Raw genomic sequence first — 17,302 nt, 5'->3', positions numbered from 1 at the left:
ACCATGAAGAACTCGTCGAGGTTCGACGTGAAGATGGCCAGGAACTTGGCGCGTTCGAGCAGTGGCAGCGAGGTGTCCTCGGCCAGCGCCAGGACACGGCTGTTGAAGTCCAACCACGACAATTCGCGGTTGAGGTATCGGTCGGCCGGCAGATCGGCGGATTCGTCGGGGTGTGCGGTCGCCGCCGGTGGTGCGCCGGGGCCCGGATCGGCGGAATCCGCCTCAGCAGTCGGGGAGTCCACGGTGCCGGTCGCGGTCGGGTTCTCGGGTCCGTCGGCGCTCACCGCCTCATCATGCACCATGGCTGATAGGCATGCAGCCGATGCCCGCGAGCGCGAATACAACCACTGTGCGGTGCTCGCACCGACCCCGATTTCGGCCGCGCCGGCCAGGTCGTCGAGGGTGTCCACATCCCGTCGCAAACCAGCCCAATCGTCGTCGGAATCGGTGTTGTCGGGGGTGATGTCGACGACGCCGGCCACGCGGTGGGCCTGCGCCGACGCCGGCCCGAACAGCGGTGGTGTGGCCACCGTCGCGGAACGCAGGACCGCGGCGGTGCCCGACCCGGCGGCATCGGCGACGAAGGATTGGCGTGATCGCGCCCGTGCGCCGGTCTGCTCGTGGGCGGCCACTGCGGCCTGCAGGGCGCCCGCGGTGAGGGCGGGCAAGTCGGCCTGCAGTAGGACGACACCGGCGATCTCGGGCTGGCGCTGCACCAGTTCGCGTTGACCGTGGAGGAACGCGGCGTTGAGTCCGCCCCCTTCGGGTTCGTCGGCGATCAGTGCGCCGACCTCGCGCGCGGCGGCCGCGATGCGCTCGTCGGGCGTCACGACAATCGGCGTGAACCCTGCGCCGACGACAGCGACGAGGGCGTCGGAGAGCATCGCCAACACCAGCCGGGCACGATCATCCCCGTCACCGGCGAGGCGGGTTTTCGCCTCGGGCAACTGCTTGACCGCTAACACCGCACCCCATGTCACCCGTCCATCATGGCAGGGGTGCCGCGCCGCGCGATTACGCTGGGGGGCATGGCTGCGGCAGCTGCGGAGACGATCGAGTTCACGGCGCAGGTGGAACAGTTGGGCGACCGGCTGATCCTCCGATTCCCCGACGCGGCCAGTGCCGCCCTGCCCTCGCGTGGGCAGGTAGCCGCGATGGTGGGGATCGACGGGAAGACCCGGGACGCGGTGATCGAACCCGACGGCCGTCGCGGGCACTGGCTGCCCGCCGACGACGACGGATTTCCCGGCGGGACGACCGTCGGCGTCGTCGTCGAACCGACCAAGGACTGGCCCGAGCCGGACGTCCCCGACGACTTCGCCACAGCTCTGCGCGCGGCACCCGACACGGCCGGCCTGTGGAACGCAATCACCCCGATGGCGCGATGGGAGTGGGTGCGCTGGATCAACGCGACGGCTAACGCTCAGACGCGCAGCCGCCGCATCGAAGTAGCGATCGACAAGCTGCGCGCCGGCAAGCGCCGACCGTGCTGTTTCGACCTGTCCTCGTGCACCGATCCTGAATTGGCGCGCAGCGGCAAACTCATCGGGACTTGAACGCGCCCGCGACCGTCTAGGCTGAGCGCAAGTACAAGTCGGGCAACCGAGCCGGACGGTGAGAGGAGAGCGTCGTGCAGGCCGTCGTGATGGGAGCCGGGTCGTGGGGGACGACGGTGGCGAAAGTGCTCGTCGACGCAGGAACGCCGACCCGGATCTGGGCTCGGCGACCCTCGTTGGCCGAGGCCATCAACACCACCCATGAGAATCCGGACTACTTGGCCGGGATCCCGCTGCCGGAGGCCCTCGTCGCGGTGAGCGACGTCGAAGAGGCGCTGCGCGGTGCCGACGTGGTCGTGCTGGGCGTTCCGTCGCAGTCGTTGCGCGGCAACCTCGAGGAGTGGCTGCCATACCTGACACCCGACATGACCTACATGTCGCTGGCCAAGGGCGTCGAGACGTCGACGGTGATGCGCATGTCGGAGGTCGTTGCGGACGTCACCGGGGCGGGGCCGGAGCGGATCGCAGTCCTGTCCGGGCCCAACCTCGCCAAGGAGGTCGCCGTGGGCCAACCGGCCGCGACGGTGATCGGCTGCGCCGACGAGCAGCGCGCCGTCGTCCTGCAGGAGGCGGTCTCCACCAACTACTTCCGCCCGTACACCAACACCGATGTCATCGGGTGCGAGCTGGGCGGCGCGGTGAAGAACGTGATCGCCCTGGCCTGTGGAATGGCGGCCGGTGTCGGCCTGGGGCAGAACACGCTGGCCACGATCATCACCCGCGGCTTGGCCGAGACGATGCGTTTGGGCGTTGCGGCCGGTGCCGACGTCCGGACGCTGGCGGGACTGGCCGGCGTCGGCGACCTCGTCGCCACCTGCGCGTCACCGCTGTCACGCAACCGCACCTTCGGGTTCGCGCTGGGTCGGGGCAAGACGCTGGAAGAGGCGCAGGCCGCCACCAACGGCCAGGTCGCCGAGGGCGTGAAGTCCTGTGCTTCGGTGAAGGCGCTGGCGGAGCGCTACGGCGTCGACATGCCGCTCACCGATGCCGTCGATCGGGTGTGCCACCAGGGGCTCAGCGTCAGTGACGCGATCGCGTCGCTCCTGGGCCGGCCGCACAAGCCCGAGATCCACTAACCCAGTTCGAGCGGCGCGCGTGCCAAATGCTTGTCGATGAGTGCAGTGATGCCGCTGATCGGTGCGGTGCCCGAGTTCATCGGTAGCCACAGCGCGACGTAGGGGCGGTGGTCGACGGCGACATAGGCAACGCCGTTGTCGCGGTCGTCGGTGATGAACCATTGGGCTGAGTCGACGACCTGCAGGCGCGATGACGGGGCCAAACCGGGTGGTCGTGCCACCCCACAGCGGAGGAACACCGCGTCGCCGTTGCTCGCGCGCCACTTCGCCGAGGACCCCGTCACCGACTTGTCGCTGTAGGAACCCAGGGTCGTCGGGAGGGCGGCCATCAGTGGTGCGCACGCTTGCTCGGTGCCCGGCTGCGCTGCCATCCCGTCGAGGGGGGAGCTCGTGCCATCGCGCAATACTGCGAAGGTGATGAAGCCGACGATGATCATCACCGGGATGGTGATCAACGTCGCGAGGAACGCCGGGGACAGCCGTCCGTCGTCGTTGCGGGTCGGCGAACTCGATGCGGAGGCGGAATCGGGCGAATCGTCGTCGGCGGTCACGCGACCAGAGTAGCGGCGACCCTAGACTGGGTGCCCATGACATCACGGCCAACCGTCGCCGACGTCGGCGAGCGCGCGCTGCTGACGCAATTCGCCCGCGCCGCCGGTACACCGGGCTCGGTCGTCGGACCCGGCGACGATGCCGCCGTCGTCGACCCCGGGGCGACGGTGCTCAGCGTGGACACCGCGGTCGCCGGGCGGCATTTTCGGCTCGACTGGAGCACGCCCGAACAGATCGGGGCGCGCGCGGTCATCGCGGCCGCCGCCGACATCGCGGCGATGGGGGCGCGCACCACCGGGGTGCTGGTCGCGCTGGCAGCGCCGTCGACGACTCCGGCCGACGTGGTCGTCGGGATCAATCGGGGAGTGGTGGGGTGTGCCGCCGCGCTGGGTGCCTCGGTGCTCGGTGGTGATCTCGTCGAGGCATCTGACGTCTCGGTGTCAATCACCGCGGTCGGCGTTCTCGACGGTCGGGAGCCCGTGCGCGTGTCGGGTGCTCGCCCTGGCGATGTCCTCGCGGTGAGTGGCCCGCTGGGCGCCTCGGCCGCCGGGTATGCGGTCCTCGCCAGCGGCGTCGACCTGCTCAACGATCCTGCGGCGTGCGAAGTCGTGAGCGCATTCCGCTGCCCTGCTCCCGACCTCGGGCAGGGTCCGGTGGCCGCGCGCGCGGGTGCGCATGCCCTGACTGACGTCTCCGATGGCCTTGTCGTGGAGCTGGCGGTGCTGTGCTCGGCGTCGGGCGTCGGCGTCGACGTGGATTCCGGTGCCGTCCCGGTGACCGATGCGGTGCGGGCGGTCGCGGTGGCGCTGCGCGCCGACCCGCGTCCCTGGGCGCTTGGCGGCGGGGAGGACCACGAACTGCTCGGCGCCTTCGCCGGCCCCGATGCGGTGCCGCGGGGCTGGACGGTGATCGGCCGAGTCGTGCCCGATCGCGCCGAGCCGGTGCTCATCGACGGGGAGCCGCCGCGGGTCCAGGGTTGGCAAAGCGTGTAGAAGCGCTAGATTCCTCTGGTGGCCATCTACGCACTTGGCGATCGCGAACCGACGATCGGTGCCGACACCTACATCCATCCCGACGCCGTCGTCATCGGCGACGTGACCCTTGCCGACGGCGTGACGGTCTGGCCGGGAGCCGTGCTGCGCGGCGACTACGGGACCATCAGCGTCGGGGAGAAGACCAATATCCAGGACGGCACCGTCGTGCACTGCACGGTCATCGACGCGACGATTATCGGCGCCCGCTGCACCGTCGGGCACAACGCGCACATCGAGGGGGCCACGATCGGCGACGAGGTGCTGATCGCGTCCGGATCGATCGTGCTCAACGGGTCGTCGATCGGCGACGGCGCGATCGTCGGGGCCGGTGCGGTCGTCCCGTTCAACTTCGTGGTGCCGCCGCGGCGCATGGCGCTGGGCATCCCCGCAAAGATCCGCGAGGGCTACGAGGTCCCGCAGGGTCACATCGACTTGAACACGACGATGTATTTCGAGAACGGGAAGTACTACCGCGAGAACCTGCGTCGCCTGGACTGAGCGATGCCTGCCAAGCCGCTGTCTGAACTCGTCGCCCCTGATTGGGCGGAGGCCCTCGATCCCGTGGCCCCGGTCATCGCCGAACTCGGGGACTTCCTGCGCGCGGAGATCGCCGCCGGCCGACGCTATCTGCCGGCTGGGGAGCACGTGCTGCGCGCGTTCACCCGCCCGATGGCCGACGTGCGCGTGCTCATCGTCGGGCAGGACCCCTATCCGACACCCGGACACGCGGTCGGGTTGAGCTTCTCGGTGGCACCGGAGGTCACCCCGGTCCCGCGCTCATTGGCCAACATCTACACCGAGTACAGCGACGACCTGGGTTATCCGCGTCCGGTCAACGGCGACCTCACGCCATGGGCCGACGCGGGCGTGCTGCTGCTCAACCGCGTCCTCACCGTCGGCGCCAATGACAGCGGATCGCACCGCGGCAAGGGCTGGGAGGCGGTCACCGAGTGTGCGATCAAAGCCCTTGCTGCACGCGAGGAGCCCCTCGTCGCGATCCTGTGGGGTCGCGATGCACAGAACTTGGCGCAATGGTTGCCGGGAGTCCCGACGATCGCCTCACCGCACCCGTCGCCGCTCTCGGCGTCGCGCGGGTTCTTCGGATCGCGGCCGTTCAGCCGGGCCAACGACGCGCTGGTCGGGTTGGGCGCCGAACCGGTCGACTGGCGACTGCCGTAGGGCTCGCTCGACGCGGATTTGGGCTCGGTCGGCGTCAGGGCCAGACGGGCTTGCGCTTACCGAGGAAGGCGTCGACACCCTCGATTCCCTCCGCCCGGCCGCCCAGCGAGGAGATCGACGCGGCCTCGGCAGCCAACTGCTCGACCAGCGTCGTGGCCGGATCGGCACGCAGCAGTGCGGCAGTGGCCTGCAGTGCGGCGGCCGGGCCGCTGGCCAGCGCGACGGCGATCTCGCGGGCACTGGCATCGACCCGATCGTCGTCGACGATCTCGGTGAGCAGCCCGAGCTCAAGCGCCTCTGGTGCGTCGATGATCTGGTCGGTGAGGATGATCTTCCGTGCCCGGACCAGACCGACGATGCGCGGCAGGGTCCAGGTCATCCCGCCGTCGGGGCTCAGCCCGATGCCGCGGTAGGCCGGGCGCATTTTGGTCGACGGACCGCCGACGACGATGTCGCCGAGCATGGTGAGGCTCATCCCGGCGCCGGCGGCCCACCCCTTGGCCGCGACGACGACGGGTCGGCCGGACTCCACGATCAGGGCGATCGTCCGGTGCAGCCGATCGGCAAGTTCGGCGAGGAACTCGGTGCGGTCGACAGCTGTGGCGAACGACGCGACATTGCCGCCGGCGCAGAAGTTCTTCCCCGATCCGTGGAGGAGGATTACCCGTTCGTCGCGCTGACCGGCGAGCAGTGCGGTCAGCGCGATGATCGCCTCGTCGAGGGCGTTGTCGTCGAGGGAGGTGCCGTTGGCGGGGCTGGAGACCGCGATGCTCAATACGCCGTCGGCGCCGGACACAGAGGAGTTCTCAGTCATACCAGCAGCGTAACCCCGCGCGAATAAGCGACGACCCCCGACGGACAGATGCCATCGGGGGTCGCCGTATCAAAGCTAATTAGACAGTGGTCTTGCCAGCCTTCAGGCAGGACGTGCACACGTTCTTGCGCTTGCGGTTGCCCGGGGCGACCTCGACTCGCACGGACTGGATGTTCGGATTCCAGCGGCGGCTCGTGCGCCGGTGCGAGTGCGAGACCGACTTGCCGAAGCCGGGGCCTTTGCCGCAGATGTCGCAGACGGCAGCCATATCGAACACTCCTCGAGTAGTTGGGGATCACTTACGTGGTCTGTGGGTGCGTATCAGCCGACCACGAAGGACGCGGAACGCAACCTGACAAGGATAGCGGCAGCGGGGTACGGCAACCAAATCCGTGGGGCGAAAGCGCCGGACCCGCCCACGGCGCCCGGGCGTCGCGGGCTAATCTCGATACGATGTCTGATTCAGCCCCCACCACAGCACGCAGCGGCGATCGGCCGTCGCGGATCAACCCGCAACTGCTGCGCGATTGGGCGCGAGCAGCGGCCGACGGACTGGCCGCGGCGCGTAGCGAGATCAACGAGCTCAACGTGTTCCCCATTCCGGACTCGGACACCGGCTCGAACATGGCTTTCACGATGAACGCGGCAGCCGATGGCGCGGAGGCCGTGGAAGCTGACGCCGGGGTGGCGGCGGTGACCCGGGCGATGGCAGATGCGGCGGTCGCAGGTGCCCGCGGCAACTCCGGGATCATCCTCTCGCAGGTCCTGGTGGGCGTCGCCGACGCTGCGGCACTCGCCGAGGTCGAGCGCGACTACTCGTTTGCCCGAATGTTCGCCGGCGGCCTGCAGCTGGGCTCCCTGGCCGCGGTACGCGCCGTCAGCGAGCCGCGCGAGGGCACCGTGCTCACGGTGCTGCGCGCCGCTGCGGCGGCTGCCAACGACAACCTCGACGCGGCTCCGGCGGACCTGGCTCGGGTAGCTGCCGAGGCCGCGGCCGACTCGCTCGAGCACACGCCCGAGCAACTCGCCGAACTCGCTTACGCCGGCGTCGTCGACGCGGGCGGTCGCGGCATGCTGGTGCTGCTCGACTCGATGGTGCTGGTGCTGACGGGTGTGGCCAACCGTCGGCGCAACTACCGAGGCCTGCTCGTCGAGGGCAACCTGCCCGTCCAGCGCGCCGACGAGGCTTGCGACGGCAGCAGCGACATGGACTTCGAGGTCATGTACCTGTTGGACGGGACGGCCGACGAGCGCATTGGCCGGCTGCGCGACTACCTCGCCGAGATCGGCGACGCCGTCGTGATCGTCGGTGACAGCAGTAGCGGCGGCGGGGAGCGGTTCTCGGTGCACGTCCACACCAATGAGCCGGGCAAGGCGGTGGAGGCCGGCGTGGTCGTCGGTGCGATCAGCGACGTGCGGATCTCCTGTTTTGCGCTCGACGCGCTGCGTTCGGCGGCGCCCGACGAGCCGTTGCCACGGCACAAGCGCGCCGTCGTCGTCGTCGCCAAGGGGGCCGGGGCGCGCGAGTTGTTCGCCGAGGCCGGTGCCGCCGTCGTCGACGCGGATGATGGCCTGTCTGCCGAAGCGCTCGCCGACGCGATCCGCGCCACCGACGCGGCGCACGTCGTCGTGATGGCCAACGGCGAACTGGCGTCGCAGGAATTGGTGTCCGTCGCGGCCGGAGCCAGGTCGGCGCATCGGACGGTCGTGTTCCTCCCGACGGCGTCGATGGTGCAGTGCCTCGCGGCGCTGGCCGTCCATGAACCCGGGGAGGCTGCCGACGTCGACGCGTACGCGATGGCCGAGGCCGCGTCGTCCACTCGCTGGGGATCGGTGCAGTGCGCCGACGGGCCGCTGATGACGCTGGCCGGCACGAGCGAACCCGGGGACATGCTCGGCTACATAGGCTCCGACGCCCTCGTCATCGGCCACGAGCCGCTGGGCGCGACCACGGCGCTGCTCGACCTCATGCTCGCCACCGGCGGTGAGTTGATCACCGTGCTCGCCGGATCGACCCTCGACGAGGATCCCGAGCTCGTCGCCGAGTTGGAGAGCTACGTCCGGCGCGTGCACCCCGGTATCGAACTGGCGGTATACCCGTGCGGACAGACGGATTCGGTGCTGCAGGTCGGGGTTGAGTGATCGGGTGGGCGCAGCGGCACCGGTGAACCCGGCGACGCCGCTGGCCGACATCCTCGACGCCGACATCGCCGCCAAGCTCGATGGCCTCGACCTTCACACTGTCGGGCAGTTGTTGTTCTATGCGCCGCGGCGCTACGCCCAAGCCGGGGTTGTCTCCGCCGACGAATTGCCCGAGGCGGGGGAGTGGATCACCATCGTCGGGCGGATCACGCGCGCCGATTTGATCCGCATGAAGCGTCGCAACGGCCAGTTCCTCAAAGTTCTCGTCGACGATGACACCCGCGTCTACGAGGCGAGCTTCTTCAACCCGCGCTACATCAAGAACAAGCTGCAGCCCGGGGCGCGGGTCATGATGGCCGGCAAAGTGGGGCTCTACCAGGGGCGGGTGCAGCTCGCCCACCCCGAATGGGCGGTGCTGCCCGACGGGACCGACCCCGACGTCGCCGCTGTCGGCAACTCGATGATGAGCGAGCTCTACGCCGTCGAGCAGGAGGCACGAGAGGCGGCGGGCGACGACGCAAGTCTCGACGACGCCTTCGACCGGGCCATCCTGCCGATCTACCCGGCGACCAAAGACGTGCAGACCTGGGTGATCTGGCGGGCGATTCGCCAGGTGCTGGCCCGGTTGGACGCGGCAGGGCGGGAGGCCGTAGTCGATGCGCTGACCCACCAGCAGCGGCAGCAGCGCGGATTGTTGACCACCGATGAGGCGTGGCACGCGATGCACGTGCCCGACGACATGGCCCAGATCGACGCCGCCCGGCAGCGACTGCGCTTCGATGAGGCCTACGCCATGCAACTCGTGCTGGCCCAGCGTGCACGGCTGGACCGGGCGGAGACCGCACGCGCCTGCCCGCACGTGTCCGGCGGGATCGAGGACGCGTTGACCGCGCGCCTGCCGTTCACGTTGACCGACGGGCAGACGGCGGTTCTCGGGCAGATCGACGATGAACTGGACCGTTCGGTGCCGATGAACCGCCTGTTGCAGGGCGAGGTCGGTTCCGGCAAGACGCTCGTCGCGCTGCTGGCGATGTTGCGAGTCGTCGACAACGGGCAACAGTGCGCGCTGCTGGCGCCCACCGAAGTGCTCGCTGCGCAGCACTACCGAACGATCCGAACTATGCTCGGCGACCTGGGGATTGGCGGCGAGCTCGGTGCGGCCGATGTCGCGACGACCATCACGCTGGTCACCGGTTCGCAGCGGACCGCCGAGAAGCGCCAGAGCCTGCTCGACGTGGTCACCGGCACGTCGGGGATCGTCATCGGCACGCACGCGCTGCTGCAGGAGAACGTCGAGTTCTTCGACTTGGGGTTCGTCGTCGTCGACGAGCAACACCGTTTCGGCGTCGAGCAGCGCGACGTCCTGCGGGCCAAGTCCTCCGGTGGTCGCGTGCCGCACCACCTGGTGATGACGGCGACACCGATCCCGCGCACCGTCGCGATGACCGTCTTCGGCGATCTGGAGACCTCGGTGCTCACCGAGTTGCCCAAGGGCCGTCAGGAGATCTCGACGTCGGTCGTGCCGATGGGCAAGCCCGCGTGGATGAACCGCGTGTGGGAGCGGGCCGCAGAGGAGGTCGCGGCCGGCCGCCAGGTGTACGTCGTGTGTTCGCGCATTGGTGACGAGACCGGCGAGAAGGCGGCGAAGTCCGGCGGCGATCAGCGGCGCGAGGCCGTCGCACTGGTGGACCTGTACGACGAGGTGGTGGCGCGGCTGCCGCAGTGCCGAGTCGGCATGCTGCACGGACGAATGCCGGCCGACGAGAAGGCCGCGGTGATGGACGAGTTCACTGCCGGCGAGCTCGACGTGCTGGTGTCGACGACGGTCATCGAGGTCGGTGTGGACGTTCCCAACGCCACCGTGATGGTGATCATCGACGCCGACCGCTTCGGCATCTCGCAGCTGCACCAATTGCGTGGTCGCGTGGGCCGCGGCGGGCTGGCCGGCCTGTGCCTGCTGGTCACGGCCGCGCCCGAGGGATCCGGCGCATACCGCCGCCTCTCGGCGGTGGCGGCCACGACTGACGGCTTCGAACTGGCACGCCTCGACCTTGCCGAGCGTCGCGAGGGCGACGTGCTGGGCGAATTGCAATCCGGTGGGTCCTCGTCGTTGCGGTTCCTCTCGCTGCTCACCGACGCCGACGTGATCGCCGATGCGCGCGAACTGGCGCGGACGGTCGTCGACGACGGGTTCGTCCTCGACGAGCACCCCGGCGCCGCCGCGATCGTCGACGCTGTGATCGGCTCCCGCGCCGCCTTCCTCGACAAGTCCTGAACCGAGGCGAGGAACCGTATGTGCGTCCGCTGCGTCTAAGGCCGTATGTGGGGGAGACGGATAGTCCTGTCGCGCCGGATGTGGGCGGCGCTGATCGTGTGTACCGCGCTGGCCGTGGTTGCGGCAGGATCGCTGGCCGTCGACCATCGGCGGCCACCGTCGGCGGCTGCTCGGGGGTGGCTCGTCGAGCTCGAGAGGATCCCCCGCGTGGCGGCCCGCCTGCCACACCGGTCGGACTATCAACGCTCGGCGTTCGGTGCGGCCTGGGCCGACGAGACCGACGCGCACGGCGGAAACAATGCGTGCGACACGCGCAACGACATCCTGCGCCGCGATCTCGATGAGGTGGTGACGACGACGGGCCCGCGGTGCGCGGCGACCGTGACCGCCGGCCGGTTGCGCAGCCCCTACACGGGCCGGGTGTTCGTGTTCCGACGTAGCCGCGCGGCGGCCGTGCAGATCGACCATATTGTTCCGCTGTCCTATGCGTGGGACATGGGGGCGCACGCCTGGTCGTCGACGCAACGGTTGCGCTTTGCCAATGACCCGGCGAACCTGGTTGCCGTCGACGGGAGGTCCAATCAGGACAAGAAGGACCTTGAACCGGCGCGATGGATGCCGCCCGCGCGTCGCTTCCACTGCCAATACGCCCAGCAGTTCGTCGCGGTGCTGGCCGCCTATCCACTCTTGCTCGACGAGCCGTCTGCGCACGCGTTGCACCGCGCGTTGACGGACTGCTGAAAAGTGTCTCCACAGCCGCAACCTCGGTGATTATCACCGAGCTCCCTGGTATATGTGCCGATCTCCGCAGGGTTAACCTTGGTCGAATAGCACTTTCGAGCGAAGGAAGCCGATGAGCGCACCCACCGTCGACACCGCCGACGTGACCGCCCAGGTCACTGCCCTGGCCACCGCAGCGAAAGCGGCGTCGCGCAGCCTGGCCGGTCTCTCGACGTCGGCAAAGAACACGGTGCTCGCTGCCGCCGCCGCCGCCGTCGAGGCCGCGCAGGAGCAGATCTTGGCTGCCAACGCCTCCGACATCGCCCGTGCGGAGGCCGACGGCACCGAGGCCGCACTCATCGACCGGCTGCGCCTGACGCCCGACCGGGTGCGTGGAATTGCCGACGGCCTGCGCCAGGTCGCGGGACTACCCGATCCGATCGGCGAGGTCACCGCCGGCAAGACCCTGCCCAACGGGCTGTCGCTGCGTCAGGTGCGGGTGCCGCTGGGCGTCGTCGGGATCGTGTACGAGGCCCGGCCCAACGTGACCGCCGACGCGTTCGGCATCGGGTTCAAGTCGGGCAATGCGGTGCTGCTGCGCGGATCCGGGTCGGCCGCCGACTCCAACGCCGCGATTGTCGCCGTGTTGCGCGACGTGCTCGCCGCCCACGACCTCAATCCCGACGCGGTCTCCCTACTGCCGGCCCACGACCGGGCGAGTGTCACCGCGTTGATCCAGGCCCGCGGCCTCGTCGATGTCGTCATCCCCCGCGGTGGTGCCGGGCTGATCAACGCCGTCGTCGCCAACGCCACCGTGCCCACCATCGAGACGGGGACGGGCAACTGCCACGTGTACGTCCACTCCGCGGCCGACCTCGACATGGCCGAGACCGTCGTCGTAAACGCCAAGGCCCGACGCCCGAGCGTGTGCAACGCCGCGGAGACGGTTCTGATCGACGAGGCCATCGTCGACGTCGCCCTCCCGCGCCTCACCGACGCCCTCAAAGCCGCCGGTGTCACCATCCACGGTGACGAACCGGGGATGGAGCCGGCCGATGAGAAGGACTGGAGTGAGGAGTACCTCTCGCTGGACATCGCGGTGCGCCGCGTCGCCGGTCTCGACGAAGCGGTCGAGCACATCAGCCGTTACGGCACCGGGCACACCGAGGCGATCATCACTTCCGATCTCGCCGCCGCGAACGAGTTCACCAATCGCGTCGATGCCGCTGCGGTCGTGGTCAACGCCTCGACCGCCTTCACCGACGGCGAGCAGTTCGGTTTCGGTGCCGAGATCGGCATCTCCACGCAGAAGCTGCACGCCCGCGGCCCGATGGGCCTGCCCGAACTGACCTCGACCAAATGGGTCGTGTGGGGCAACGGACAGATCCGGCCGGCGTGATCTGAATGACTACCGACGCCACAATCGTCCCCGCCTTCGACTCGGTCACCGATGTCGCGCAGCGCCTGTCGGGCACCGGGTACCTACCGGATTCGGCCACCGCCACCGCGACCTACCTCGCCGACCGGCTCGGCAAACCTCTGCTCGTCGAAGGCCCCGCCGGGGTCGGCAAGACCGAGCTGGCCAAGGCAATCGCCGCCGCCACCGACGCAGAACTGGTCCGCCTGCAGTGCTACGAGGGTCTCGATGAAGCGCGCGCGCTGTACGAGTGGAACCACGCCAAGCAGATCCTGCACATCCAGTCGACCGGTGCGCGGGACTGGGATGACACCAAGACCGACATCTTCTCCGATGAATTCCTGCTCCCGCGCCCGCTGCTCAAGGCGATCTCGCGCGACGAGCCGACGGTGCTGCTGATCGACGAGGTCGATAAGGCCGATGTCGACATGGAGGGCCTGCTCTTGGAGGTGCTCTCTGACTTCGCCGTGTCGATCCCGGAGATGGGCACTGTGCGCGCGGTGCAGCGCCCGATCGTCATCCTCACCTCCAACGCCGCACGCGAACTGTCCGAGGCCCTCAAGCGCCGTTGCCTCTACCTGCACATCGACTTCCCCGACGCCGGTCGTGAGAAGGAGATCCTGGCCAGCCGCGTGCCGGACCTGCCCGACGTCCTCGCGGCCGAGGTCGTCCGCATCATCGGCGCGCTGCGCGGTCTGGACATCCGCAAGAAGCCGTCGGTCTCGGAGACCATCGACTGGGGCAACACCCTGCTCGCCCTCTCGGCGGGGGCGGCACCGGGCACGCCGGAGGCGAACCTCGCCAAGGGGCGCGTCGACGATTCATTGATCGAGCGCACCCTCGGCGTCGTCCTCAAACACCGCCCCGACCTGGCCACCGCGCGCAAAGAGCTGAAACTCGACAAGAGTTGAGCTGCCGATGACCACCGCGCCGCCGGAACTGCGAGCGACGTGGCATTTCACGCAACGCACGGCACTGCCTGTGCGTGCGCCTTCGATCCAGGCTTAAAGCTCCGTGCGCTGATCCGCCCATGATGGCGGTGACTTCCTGCGGGCTGAGCAGGATGGCGGTGAGCTGGTCCTTGGCCACGCTCGGCGGTGCCGCACCCGTTGTGGGCGACCATGTTTGCGGGCCGCCCGGGGTTCCGGTCGACTGCGCGCCGGGGGCCCCAGACGATGCATTGGTGTTCGGCGCTGCGACCGGCTCGTGAGTCCGGGACCGGAGAACCACCATGCCGGCCACGACCACCGCGGATCCCGCGACCACGGCCGCGCCGGTGATCAGCCACTTCTTTGTTCGGCGCGCCGCAGCCGGCGGCGGCGAATCCGTGGTCCGCAACGCCGGAGTCCCGAGCAGTCCGAGAAGGCGCTCGGCCTCGTCGCGGGTCTGGCGCGTCGCGTCGGAGCGGTCGCGCAATGTCCGCAGCAGATGGGCGAGGTCGCCCCGAGTCGTCGGGTCATCGGCGTCCTGGCCGACGATTGTGTTGAGCTCGGCCAGCAACTCGACCTGGCGCTGCGGGTCGAGGTCGGTTCCAGTGACCGACGCGGCCAGGCGCATCAGATAGGCGAACGGGACCGGCGGCTCCTCCGGCAGCGGTACGGGCAGGGACGCACTGCGCTGCGCCGCCTCCTGCACCGCCGTCACCAGTCGGATACCGCTGTCGACGGTCGGGGTCTCGAAATCAATCGTCTCGACCGTGGCAAGGGGTGTCAGCCGCAGGCTCTGGACCGGACCGATCTGTATCGGTAGGACGGGTTTGCCGAGCGCCCGGGCATAGCCGAGCTCGGCCAGGCATGGCCGCGATTTCAACGAGTCGTCCGTCATTGCGAAGACGAACACATCACAGCCACGGATGCGTTCCAGGATCATTTGCCACCAGGCGTCGCCGCCACCGAGTTCCTCGTCGAACCACACGTCCGCGTGCGCCCGCCGCAGCGCCGACAATAGGTTGTCCACCCGGCCGCGGTCGCGGCTGGAGTAACTGAGGAACACCGCGGCGGTCACTGTGCGACCCGTTCGTATTGCCGACCGAAGGCCTCCGGGCGAACCGGCCATTGCTCGCCCGCCGGTCCGCGCACGACCCAGTCTCCCGGCTGCGCCGTAAGTGGACCCTCCAAGGTGTCGATGACCTCCCCGGAATGCGCCGGTCGGGCTTGGACGACGCCGTCACGGCGCCAGTGTTCCCCGTCGACCGGTTGGTAGGTCAACCGGAAGATGTCGTCGCGCACCGACCAAGTATCGCCACCCTCGCCGCTGACCTCCCAGTCGCCGGCGTCGGCGTGCATCGTCTGGCCCGACGCCGACGTCCACGACCAGGGGGCGGTGTGGCGGTGGGCGACGACGGTGCCGGTACGACGGAACTGTTGCCACGCCGGTCGAGACCGGTACCCGAGCTCATGCAGCGCGGACAAAGTCGAGGCGAGGCTGGTCAGTGCCCGGTTCAGTGCGACCGGATCGCTTTGGATGTTCTGCCAGCTCACCAGTCCGTCATGAGCCTTGCGGTCGTCGTCGCGGACCGCGGCGTAGTGCCAGCCGGCCGCCCGGTAGTAGCGGCACCAATCCCGGTGTTCGGCCTCGGCCATGGCGAGTGCAGCGGTGCGGTCGATGCCCAGCACGGCAAGCCGGTCGAGGGGTGCGGCCTCGTCGCCCAACTTGGTCGGTGGAGATTCGGGTGACGCCGTCGCGGAATCCCATACGCGGCCTGCTATCTGCTCGACCATCCACAACGTGTTGCGAACCTGCCGTCTATTCGATCCTCGGTAGAACTCGTCGAGCTGCGCCCACGGCCGCGCCGCCGGAGAGGTGCCACCGAGCTGGGCGACGTACCGATTGTGGATGAGCTTGGCAGCTCGCTCCCACACATCATGTGAACCGCCGGGAAGCAGATCCATGGTCAGCCGGTAGGCCTGCAGGCGACCGACAATCGGCGGGACGTCCAGCGTTTCCGGACCGTCCTGGGCGTGCGCGTAGATCGGAACGTCGGGCAGCCGGGTCGCCAACATGGTGGCGAGCATCGGGTTGCCCCGGTTGTCGGCGATGATGATGGCCACACCGTCCGGACGCCCCGCGCGTGCCTTGGCGACGAGGGTGGCGATCGACGAGGGGGTAGGTCGCTGCGGCGCCGCATCGATCCAGTCCCGAGCCGACGTGAGGCCCTGAAGAGCCAGGCGGATCTCCTGATTCTGCCGGTATTCCTCGGCATCTTCACCGACGAGAGTCACAGTCGGTAGCGGTGGTTCCCCGGGCTCGCTGAAGAAGTTCCGTTCGAGTCGGCGACGGGAGAGATCGGCACACACCGCCAGCGTGAGCGGTGTCGTCCCGCAGACGATGATCCGGCCCGCCTGGCGCTGCTCGACGATTCGGTTGATCAACCGGTGCGCGGTGGCCTCGTATCGGCCGATGGCGTCACCGGCCCACCTGCTGTCCGAACCGCCCAGCTGCCGGGCGCGCCACGCCTCGGCCTGCCAGGGATCGTCGATGCGTACGGTGAGGGGACGACGGATGTGCCCGGCGGGCAGGCAGTGGTTGATGCTGTCGAGCCGGTGCAGGTTGGTGCTCGGCTCGGCCGACAGCAGATAGAGTCGAGTCACCTTGTGCCAGATGGGAAGTGACTGCAGCGCATCGGGCTGGCTGAAGTCCAGGGCGATTATGCGGGCTCCGCTGTGGCGCAGTTCGCCGCGGCGGCCCGCGTCCGCGGGGGTAGTGATGACGGCCAGGGTGCTGTTCTTCTCGAGAGTCCGCGCAATGGCCGAGACTGTGGAGTCGGCATCATCGTCGGCACCCACGATCGCGGTGACGGAGGAATCGAAGCGCAGCCGGAACCGGTCCAGCCGGGACTCCAGTAAGGCGACCGCGATGCCGCTGACCCCGACGAACAGCGCAGCCAGGGCGCTGACCCTCGCGATGTCCAGCGCTACCGGGGCGTGGGCCGGGCAAAGGTGTCCCGCCACATGACGGTCGTCCAGACCGCCGCGGACGACACCGCCGGCCCACACCAGGCCGGTGAAGAACCCTGGATGCGCTTCGTCATGGCACCAGGCGTACGAGCTGAACCCGAGCAGGGCGCTGACGGCCGTGAGCGCCACGGTGAGACCGATCGGGCGTCCGACTGACCGATCCCCGCCGGCCCGCCAGGCGACTGCGCAGGCCAAACCAACCATGACGGCCGCGATCGTGATAGTCGCCACCGAACCCGGCTGTCCGAACCAACCGAGCCACGGACTCACTCGGTCGAGCACCGACGGGTAGGCGGCGACCCACGCCAGATAAGCCACCACGAAAGCGGCGGCACCATACGTTGCGATCCGCAGGCATTTCCGCGTCTTCGCGGTGACCGGCCAGTTCATCCATGGCTCGGGGACGGCCGCGCGGAGCATTTGGCCGCGTATTGGAAGGCGGCGCTCATCGGACTCCTGGGCGGGGCTGGCTATCGAGTTGGCGGCTCGATGCCACTGTGCGTGCTGGACTGGAATTCTGGACAGGGCATTCCGGCCCTTCGGCCGTGGACCTTCGTAGCTGGTCGCCGTCTAGCGCCGAC

General features: G+C 69.0%; 16 protein-coding genes. 10 read left to right on the top strand and 6 right to left on the bottom strand.

Going from position 1 to position 17,302, the window contains the following annotated elements; all coding sequences use genetic code 11:
* A partial coding sequence (cofC, locus tag B4L26_RS16020) for a 2-phospho-L-lactate guanylyltransferase (protein WP_290720360.1) occupies positions 1-980 on the bottom strand: 980 nt, incomplete at its 3' end.
* A 48-nt stretch (positions 981-1,028) separates the two neighbouring features.
* On the opposite strand from cofC, the gene B4L26_RS16015 reads away from it, so the two are divergent.
* Positions 1,029-1,556, top strand: a complete 528-nt coding sequence (locus tag B4L26_RS16015) for a YdeI/OmpD-associated family protein (RefSeq protein ID WP_290720358.1) — start codon at positions 1,029-1,031, stop codon at positions 1,554-1,556.
* 74 nt (positions 1,557-1,630) lie between these two features.
* Positions 1,631-2,632, top strand: a complete 1,002-nt coding sequence (locus B4L26_RS16010) for an NAD(P)H-dependent glycerol-3-phosphate dehydrogenase (protein ID WP_290720356.1) — start codon at positions 1,631-1,633, stop codon at positions 2,630-2,632.
* On the opposite strand, the gene B4L26_RS16005 is transcribed toward B4L26_RS16010, so the two are convergent.
* Entirely contained in the window at positions 2,629-3,183 is a 555-nt protein-coding gene (locus tag B4L26_RS16005) for a DUF3515 domain-containing protein (protein ID WP_290720355.1), read from the bottom strand. The two genes, B4L26_RS16010 and B4L26_RS16005, sit on opposite strands and share 4 nt — an antisense overlap.
* A gap of 36 nt (positions 3,184-3,219) precedes the next feature.
* On the opposite strand from B4L26_RS16005, the gene B4L26_RS16000 reads away from it, so the two are divergent.
* Genes B4L26_RS16000 through B4L26_RS15990 form a run of 3 tightly spaced genes read left to right on the top strand, consistent with a single transcriptional unit; the run spans position 3,220 to position 5,397 of the window.
* Entirely contained in the window at positions 3,220-4,176 is a 957-nt protein-coding gene (locus B4L26_RS16000; RefSeq protein WP_290720353.1) for a thiamine-phosphate kinase, read from the top strand.
* An 18-nt stretch (positions 4,177-4,194) separates the two neighbouring features.
* Complete coding sequence (locus B4L26_RS15995; RefSeq protein ID WP_290720351.1) at positions 4,195-4,716, top strand: gamma carbonic anhydrase family protein; 522 nt, start codon at positions 4,195-4,197, stop codon at positions 4,714-4,716.
* Positions 4,717-4,719: 3 nt separating this feature from the next.
* Positions 4,720-5,397 carry a uracil-DNA glycosylase gene (locus B4L26_RS15990; RefSeq protein WP_290720349.1) on the top strand — a complete coding sequence of 226 codons (678 nt, stop codon included), beginning with the start codon at positions 4,720-4,722 and terminating at the stop codon, positions 5,395-5,397.
* A gap of 34 nt (positions 5,398-5,431) precedes the next feature.
* Here B4L26_RS15990 and B4L26_RS15985 read toward each other — a convergent pair whose 3' ends face one another.
* Together B4L26_RS15985 and rpmB are read right to left on the bottom strand one after the other, a co-directional pair.
* Positions 5,432-6,211 carry an enoyl-CoA hydratase/isomerase family protein gene (locus B4L26_RS15985; RefSeq protein WP_290720347.1) on the bottom strand — a complete coding sequence of 260 codons (780 nt, stop codon included), beginning with the start codon at positions 6,209-6,211 and terminating at the stop codon, positions 5,432-5,434.
* 79 nt (positions 6,212-6,290) lie between these two features.
* Positions 6,291-6,479 carry a 50S ribosomal protein L28 gene (gene rpmB, locus B4L26_RS15980; RefSeq protein ID WP_290720345.1) on the bottom strand — a complete coding sequence of 63 codons (189 nt, stop codon included), beginning with the start codon at positions 6,477-6,479 and terminating at the stop codon, positions 6,291-6,293.
* A gap of 185 nt (positions 6,480-6,664) precedes the next feature.
* Between rpmB and B4L26_RS15975 the strand changes: the two genes are divergently transcribed.
* From B4L26_RS15975 to B4L26_RS15955, 5 genes are all read left to right on the top strand, one after another.
* Positions 6,665-8,353 (top strand): DAK2 domain-containing protein, encoded by a 1,689-nt coding sequence (locus tag B4L26_RS15975; RefSeq protein ID WP_290720342.1) that lies wholly within the window; start codon positions 6,665-6,667, stop codon positions 8,351-8,353.
* Positions 8,354-8,357: 4 nt separating this feature from the next.
* Entirely contained in the window at positions 8,358-10,628 is a 2,271-nt protein-coding gene (locus tag B4L26_RS15970) for an ATP-dependent DNA helicase RecG (RefSeq protein WP_290720339.1), read from the top strand.
* 78 nt (positions 10,629-10,706) lie between these two features.
* On the top strand, positions 10,707-11,369 hold the full coding sequence (locus B4L26_RS15965; RefSeq protein WP_290720337.1) for an HNH endonuclease family protein: 663 nt from the start codon (positions 10,707-10,709) through the stop codon (positions 11,367-11,369).
* A 112-nt stretch (positions 11,370-11,481) separates the two neighbouring features.
* Entirely contained in the window at positions 11,482-12,747 is a 1,266-nt protein-coding gene (locus tag B4L26_RS15960) for a glutamate-5-semialdehyde dehydrogenase (RefSeq protein WP_290720336.1), read from the top strand.
* A 5-nt stretch (positions 12,748-12,752) separates the two neighbouring features.
* Entirely contained in the window at positions 12,753-13,676 is a 924-nt protein-coding gene (locus tag B4L26_RS15955; protein WP_290720334.1) for an AAA family ATPase, read from the top strand.
* Here the strand turns inward: B4L26_RS15955 and B4L26_RS15950 are convergent.
* Both B4L26_RS15950 and B4L26_RS15945 read right to left on the bottom strand, forming a co-directional pair.
* The gene (locus B4L26_RS15950; protein WP_290720332.1) at positions 13,618-14,769 is read right to left on the bottom strand and encodes a toll/interleukin-1 receptor domain-containing protein; all 1,152 of its coding nucleotides are present in this window, start codon (positions 14,767-14,769) and stop codon (positions 13,618-13,620) included. The genes B4L26_RS15955 and B4L26_RS15950 overlap by 59 nt on opposite strands.
* Entirely contained in the window at positions 14,766-17,141 is a 2,376-nt protein-coding gene (locus B4L26_RS15945; RefSeq protein WP_290720329.1) for a hypothetical protein, read from the bottom strand. The genes B4L26_RS15950 and B4L26_RS15945 overlap by 4 nt, the downstream gene beginning before the upstream one ends.
* Between the last annotated feature and the right edge of the window lie 161 nt (positions 17,142-17,302).

The organism is Gordonia sp. UBA7599 (assembly GCA_002477755.1).
Taxonomy (GTDB): Bacteria; Actinomycetota; Actinomycetes; order Mycobacteriales; family Mycobacteriaceae; genus Gordonia.
Note: the sequence above shows the minus strand (reverse complement) of the source record. Positions and strands in the feature narration are given on the sequence as shown.

Coding starts and splice junctions, on each gene's coding strand:
- B4L26_RS16015 (WP_290720358.1), top strand. CDS start 1,029: ATGGCTGCGGCAGCTGCGGAGACGATCGAGTTCACGGCGCAGGTGGAA.
- B4L26_RS16000 (WP_290720353.1), top strand. CDS start 3,220: ATGACATCACGGCCAACCGTCGCCGACGTCGGCGAGCGCGCGCTGCTG.
- B4L26_RS15990 (WP_290720349.1), top strand. CDS start 4,720: ATGCCTGCCAAGCCGCTGTCTGAACTCGTCGCCCCTGATTGGGCGGAG.
- B4L26_RS15985 (WP_290720347.1), bottom strand. CDS start 6,211: ATGACTGAGAACTCCTCTGTGTCCGGCGCCGACGGCGTATTGAGCATC.
- rpmB (WP_290720345.1), bottom strand. CDS start 6,479: ATGGCTGCCGTCTGCGACATCTGCGGCAAAGGCCCCGGCTTCGGCAAG.
- B4L26_RS15975 (WP_290720342.1), top strand. CDS start 6,665: ATGTCTGATTCAGCCCCCACCACAGCACGCAGCGGCGATCGGCCGTCG.
- B4L26_RS15965 (WP_290720337.1), top strand. CDS start 10,707: ATGTGGGCGGCGCTGATCGTGTGTACCGCGCTGGCCGTGGTTGCGGCA.
- B4L26_RS15960 (WP_290720336.1), top strand. CDS start 11,482: ATGAGCGCACCCACCGTCGACACCGCCGACGTGACCGCCCAGGTCACT.
- B4L26_RS15955 (WP_290720334.1), top strand. CDS start 12,753: ATGACTACCGACGCCACAATCGTCCCCGCCTTCGACTCGGTCACCGAT.
- B4L26_RS15945 (WP_290720329.1), bottom strand. CDS start 17,141: ATGCTCCGCGCGGCCGTCCCCGAGCCATGGATGAACTGGCCGGTCACC.